The organism is Streptomyces sp. W16 (assembly GCF_033194735.1).
Classification (GTDB): Bacteria; Actinomycetota; Actinomycetes; order Streptomycetales; family Streptomycetaceae; genus Streptomyces.
The window spans coordinates 1-6,877 of the sequence record NZ_JAWOAI010000506.1 but is presented as its reverse complement, the minus strand read 5'-3'; the positions used below and the strand labels follow the sequence as shown (position 1 = coordinate 6,877).

At 73.1% G+C, this 6,877-nt stretch carries 1 protein-coding gene; it reads left to right on the top strand.

Annotated features, from left to right (window positions below):
- On the top strand, positions 1–6,877 hold a 6,877-nt coding region (locus R6V09_RS41940), incomplete at both ends, for a non-ribosomal peptide synthetase (protein WP_317886744.1).

The following is a 6,877-nucleotide window of genomic DNA, read 5'->3' as shown; positions in this document are numbered from 1 at the left end:
GCAGGTGCGGCCGACGCGCCGGCGGACGAGAAAGCGTCGCGTGCTCGCACGGCCGCACGGCCACTGGACGTGACGGCCCTCCGCGCCCACACCGCCGCCGCCCTCCCCGCCCACATGGTCCCCGCCGCCTTCGTCACGCTCGACGTGCTGCCGCTCACCCCGAACGGCAAGCTCGACCGCGCCGCCCTGCCCGCCCCCGACTTCACCACCGGCACAGACACGGGCACCTCGCCCCGCAGCCCACGCGAGGAGATCCTCGCCGGACTCTTCGGCGACGTCCTCGGCCTCGAACGGGTCGGCGCGGACGACGACTTCTTCACCCTCGGCGGCCACTCCCTGCTCGCCATGCGCCTGGTCAGCCGCGTCCGTACGGCACTTGGCGCCGACCTCACCGTCCGTACCGTCTTCGAGGCCTCCACGCCCGCACAGCTCGCCGCCCGCCTCGACGACAGGGCCGGCGGACTGCCCGCCCTCGTCCCCGCCGCCCGGCCCGACGAACTCCCGCTCTCCTACGCCCAGCAGCGCCTCTGGCTGCTGCACCGCATCGAGGGCCCGGGAGCCACCTACAGCATCCCGGCGGCCTGGCGGCTGACCGGCGCGCTCGACCGGGATGCGCTGTCTGCCGCGCTGGACGACCTCGCCGTACGGCACGAAAGCCTGCGCACGGTCTTCCCCGAGCGGGACGGCCGCCCCCGCCAGGTAGTGCTGGACCAGGCCTCCGTACCCCTGCACCACAGCCGGGTCACGGCGACCGAACTGCCCGCCCTGCTCGCCGAATCAGCCGCGCGCGGCTTCGACATCGACCGCGAACTCCCCCTGCGCGCCCACGTGTTCGAGGTGGACGAGGACCAGCACGTGCTGCTGCTGGTGCTGCACCACATCGCCGGCGACCAGTGGTCCGACGGGCCGTTGTGGCGCGACCTGGCCACCGCGTACGAGGCTCGCCGCGAGGGACGGGCGCCCGCGTGGACCCCGCTGCCGGTGCAGTACGCCGACTACGCCCTCTGGCACCGCGACGCGCTCGGCGACCCCGACGCTCCGGACAGCCGCCAGTCCCGCCAACTCGCCTACTGGCACCAGACATTGGCAGGCCTGCCCGACGAACTCGCGCTGCCCGTCGACCGGCCACGCCCGCTGGAGGGCAGCCACCTGGGCGGTGCCGTGGGACTGACCCTCGACGCCGAACGCACCAGCGCCCTGCGCGCGTTGGCCCGCCGCCACGGTGTCAGTATGTTCATGGTCACGCAGGCCGCCGTCGCCGCGCTGCTGCACCGGCTCGGAGCCGGGGACGACATCCCGCTCGGCGCACCGATCTCCGGACGGACCGACGAACACCTCGAAGACCTGATCGGGTTCTTCGTCAACACCCTTGTCCTGCGCACCGATCTGTCCGGCGACCCCACGTTCGCCGACCTGCTCGCCCGCGTCCGGGACACCGACCTCGCCGCCTACGAACACCAGGACCTGCCCTTCGAGCGCCTGGTGGAGGCGGTCAACCCGGCCCGCTCACTGGCCCGGCACCCGCTGTTCCAGGTGATGGTCGTCCACCTCGAAGACGAGGGCGCCACTCCCACCCTGCCCGGTCTCACCGCCCGCCGCGAGGAACTCGGCCAGCAGGGCGCCAAGTTCGACCTCAGCTTCGACTTCGTCGAGCAGGGCGCGGACGGCATGCGGTGCTGGATCGAGTACAGCGCCGACCTCTTCGACGAGTCGACCGCCGAACTCCTCGCCCAGAGCCTGGAGTCGCTGCTCGCCCAGGTGGCCCTCGACCCCGACCGTCGCATCGGCACCCTCGACGTCCTCCACGACGACGAACGCGCTCTCGTCCTCACCGACTGGAACGCCACCACCAGGACCGTCCCGGACCTCACCCTGCCCGAGCTGTTCCGCTGCCAGGTCGCCCGTACCCCGGAAGCCACGGCGGTCGTCTTCGAGGACACCGCCCTCACCTACGCCGAACTCGACCTGCGCGTGGAGAAGTTGGCACACACCCTCGCCGCTCACGGGGCGCGGGCCGAGGCCGTCGTCGCCGTGGCCCTGCCGCGCTCCCTCGCCCTCGTGGTCGCCCTGCTCGCCGTCCACCGCGCGGGCGCCGCCTATCTGCCCCTCGACACCGGCTATCCGGCCGAACGGCTCGCCCACACGCTCGCCGACGCCCGCCCGGTCTGCCTGATCACCGCCGAGGGTGTCGCCCTCCCGGACATCGACGTACCCACCCTCACGGTGGCCACGGACGGCACGCCCGACCGCCCGGCACACGCACCCCTTCCCACCGCCCACGATCCGCGCCACCCCGCCTACGTCATCTACACCTCCGGTTCCACCGGCCGCCCCAAGGGCGTCACCGTCCCCCACCAGGGCATCACCAACCGCCTGTTGTGGATGCAGGACACCTACCGACTCGACGCCGACGACCGGGTCCTGCAGAAGACCCCGGCCGGATTCGACGTGTCCGTGTGGGAGTTCTTCTGGCCGCTCATCACCGGCGCCACCCTCGTCGTGGCCCGCCCCGAAGGCCACCAGGACCCGGCCTACCTCGCCGACCTGATCCGGCGTCAGCACATCACCACGGCCCACTTCGTACCGTCGATGCTGCGCGCCTTCCTCGACGAACCCACCGCCGCCGACTGCGTCGACCTGCGCCAAGTGATGTGCAGCGGCGAGGCGTTGCCCGCCCCGCTGGCCGCCCGCTTCCACCAGGTCCTCGCCGACACCCGGCTGCACAACCTGTACGGGCCCACCGAGGCGTCCGTCGACGTCACCGCCCACGAGGTGCCCGCCGACCCGGCCACCGTGCCGATCGGCCGCCCGGTGTGGAACACCCGCACCTACGTCCTCGACGCTCACCTGCGCCCGGTACCGCCCGGCGTGGCCGGCGAACTGTACTTGGCGGGCGTCCAGTTGGCGCGCGGCTACCTCGGCCGCCCCGCCCTGACCGCCGAACGCTTCGTCGCCGACCCCCACGCCACCGAACCCGGCGCCCGCATGTACCGCACCGGAGACCTGGCCCGCTGGACCCGGGACGGCACCCTGGAATACCTCGGCCGCGCCGACGACCAGGTCAAGCTGCGCGGTTTCCGTATCGAACTCGGCGAGGTCGAGAGCGTGTTGACCGCCCACGCGAGCGTCGCGCACGCCACCGTCGTCCTACGGGACGAACGGCTCGTTGCCTATGTCGTGCCGGCCGGCGCCCCGGCCGGCGCCGCCGAACTTCGGGCCCACACCGCCCGGTCACTGCCCGACCACATGGTCCCGGCCGCCGTCGTCACCCTCGACGCCCTCCCGCTCACCCCCAACGGCAAGCTGGACCGCCGTGCCCTGCCCGCCCCCGACTTCGCCGCCGAGGTCACCGACACCCGGCCGCGCACACCGCTGGAGGAGACCCTCTGCGCGCTCGTCGCGGACGTCCTCGGTCTCGAACGGGTCGGTGTCGAGGACGACTTCTTCACCCTCGGCGGCGACAGCATCGTCGCCATGCAGCTGGTGGCCCGCGCCCGCGCGGCGGGGCTCACCTTCAGCCCGCGTGACGTCTTCCGCCACAAGTCGGCGGCCGGGCTCGCCACCGTGACCGCGACCACGCTCACCACCGAGCGCGCCGACGACACCGTGCTGCTCGACCTCACCGACGACGAGCGCGCCGAACTCGCCGCCCTGCCCGCCGGAACCGAGATCCTGCCGGTCTCCCCGCTCCAGGCCGGCCTGCTCTTCCACGCCGCCCTCGACTCGGGCGACGACGGCCCGGACGTCTACACCGTCCAGGTCTCCTACGACCTCGACGGCCCGCTCGACCCCGACCGGCTGCACACCGCCGCACAGGCCGTGCTCGACGCGCACGAGAACCTGCGCAGCGGCTTCCGGCACCTGTCCTCCGGGCGGCCGGTGGCCGTCGTACCGCGAACGGCCGTACTGCCGTGGCGGCAGCTCGATCTGACCGACGAGCCGGAGGAGTGGGAGCGGCTGCTAGTCCAGGAGCGGCGCCGCTTTGACCCCGAACACCCGCCGCTGCTGCGGTTGTTGCTCGCCCGCCTGGGTCCGGACCGGCATCGGCTCGTGCTCTCGCACCAGCACCTGCTGCTGGACGGCTGGTCGTTGCCGCTGCTCACCGCCGAGCTCTGGGCGCGTTACGAGGGCCGCACTCCGGCCGCGCCCGCCCCCTACCGCGAGCACCTTCGACTCCTCGCCGCCCAGGACCCGGCAGCCTCTGCCGCCGCTTGGGCCGAGGCGCTCGGCGGGCTGGCCGAGCCGACCCGGCTCGCACCGGTCGACCCCGACCGGGCCGCCGTCGTACCGAGCACCCACACCGTGGAGTTGGACCCGGACCGTACGGCGGAGCTGGAGGCGTTCGCGCGGCGCCGGGGCGTCACCGTCAACACCCTTGTCCAGGCCGCCTGGGGCGTGCTCCTCGGCCGGCTCACCGGCCGCACCGATGTGGTGTTCGGCGCCACCGTCGCCGGGCGCTCGCCCGAACTGGCCGGTGCCGAGTCGATGATCGGCCTGTTCATCAACACCGTGCCGGTGCGGGTGAACGTCCGCCAGGAGGAGAGCGCGGCCGGCCTGCTGACGCGACTCCAGGACGAGCAGTCCGCCCTCATCGCCCACCAGCACCTCGGTCTCGCCGACATCCAGCGGGCGGCCGGACTCGGTGAACTCTTCGACACCCTCGTGGTGTTCGAGTCGTACCCGGTGGCCGACGCGGAGGAAGCGGGTGACGGACCGCGCGTCACCGTCCGCGACCACGAGGACTCCACCCACTACCCCTTCGCGTGGGCCGTCGAGCCCGCCGAACGGCTGCGGCTGACCGCCGAGTTCCGCCCCGACCTGTTCCAACCGGCCGTCGTACGACGCATCTCGGACGCCCTGACCACCCTCCTCACCGGGATGGCGGCCGACCCCGACCGCCCCGTCGGACGCCTCGACCTGCTCGGCCCCGCCGACCTGGACACCGTCCTGGAGAGCTGGAACGACACCGCGCTCCCGGACTCCGAACGCCCGGGCACGGTCACCGAGTTGTTCGCTGCGCAGGCCGCCGCCGGCCCGGACGCGATCGCCGTCACCGACGGTCGTACGACCTGGACGTTCGCGGAACTCGACGCCCGCACCGACCAGTTGGCGCGCACCCTCGCCGGACACGGCGCCGGACCCGAACGGATCGTGGCCCTCGCGCTGCCCCGCACCGTCGACCACATCGCCGCGATCCTCGCCGTGATGAAGGCGGGCGCCGCCTATCTGCCTCTCGACCCCGACCTCCCCGCCTCCCGCCTGACCGGCATGCTCGAAGACGCCCGCCCCGTGCTGATCCTGGCCACGGGCGAGACGGCCGCCACGCTGCCCCCAACCGGCGTACCGGTACTGCGACTTGACGCCCCTATCGAGGGCTTGCCACAGGGGGAACCCGCCATACCGGACCCCGATCACCCCGCCTACGTCATCTACACCTCCGGCTCCACCGGCCGCCCCAAGGGGGTCGTCGTCACCCAGCGAGGCCTCGCCAACCTCTTCCACAGCCACCGCCACGACCTGCACGAGGTCGCCAGGCAGCGCACCGGACTGCGCCGTCTGCGGGTCGGCCACGCCTGGTCGTTCTCCTTCGACGCCTCCTGGCAGCCGCAGTTGTGGCTGCTGGACGGGCACGCGCTGCACATCGCTGACGACGAGACCCGCCGTGACCCCGAACTGCTCGCCGAGTTCATCCGCGGCCGGGGGATCGACTTCATCGAGGTCACTCCGTCGCTGCTCGCGCAGATGGCGGACAGCGGACTGATCGGCACCGAGGGCGACTGCCCGCTCGCCGTGGTCGGCTTCGGCGGCGAGGCCGTACCCGAGTCGCTGTGGACGCGGCTCGCCGCACTGCCGGACACCGAGGCGTTCAACCTGTACGGCCCCACCGAGGCCACCGTCGACGCGCTCGTCGGCCGGGTCCGCGACAGCGCCACCCCGGTCGTCGGACGCCCCGTCCACGAGTCCCGCGCCTACGTCCTCGACACCGCCCTGCGCCCGGTACCGCCCGGTGTCATCGGCGAGTTGTACCTGTCAGGACCCGGCCTTGCCCGCGGCTACCTCGACCGCCCCGACCTCACCGCCGAACGCTTCGTCGCCGACCCGTACGCCAATCGGCCCGGCGAGCGCATGTACCGCACCGGCGACCTGGCCCGCTGGACCGAGGACGGTCTGCTGGAGTTCGCCGGCCGCACGGACGACCAGGTCAAGATCCGTGGCTTCCGTATCGAACTCGCTGAGATCGAGGCCGCGTTGGACACCCACCCGGCCGTCGCCCAGACCGTCGTCGTGGCCCGCGAACACCGGCCCGGCGTAAGGCAGTTGATCGCCTACGTGGTCGCCGACGAGGCGGACGGGTCCGCTCTGCGCGCCCATGCCGCCGCCGTACTGCCCGACTACATGGTCCCGGCCGCCGTGGTCGTCCTCGACCGGTTGCCGCTGATGTCCAACGGCAAGCTCGACCGATCCGCCCTGCCCGCCCCGGACTTCACCGCGACGGGCGGCGGCCGGGCCCCCGAGAACGACACCGAGCGCACCCTGCGCGATCTGTTCGCGGACGCGCTCGGGCTGCCCGCCGAGGCGGTCGGCACGGACGACGACTTCTTCACCTTCGGCGGCGACAGCATCGTCGCCATGCAACTCGTCGCCCGCGCCCGGGCAGGCGGCCTGCGCGTCACCCCGCGCCAGGTCTTCCAGCACCGAACCGTCGCCGCACTGGCGGCAGTTGCCGTCCCGCTCGGCACCGCCGAACGGCACGCCGTCCACGACGACGGCACCGGCACCGTCCCGCTCACCCCGATCATGCGCGGCCTGCTGGAGCGCGGCGGTCCCATCGCCGCGTACCACCAGGCGGCCCTGGTCCAGACCCCCGCCGACCTGA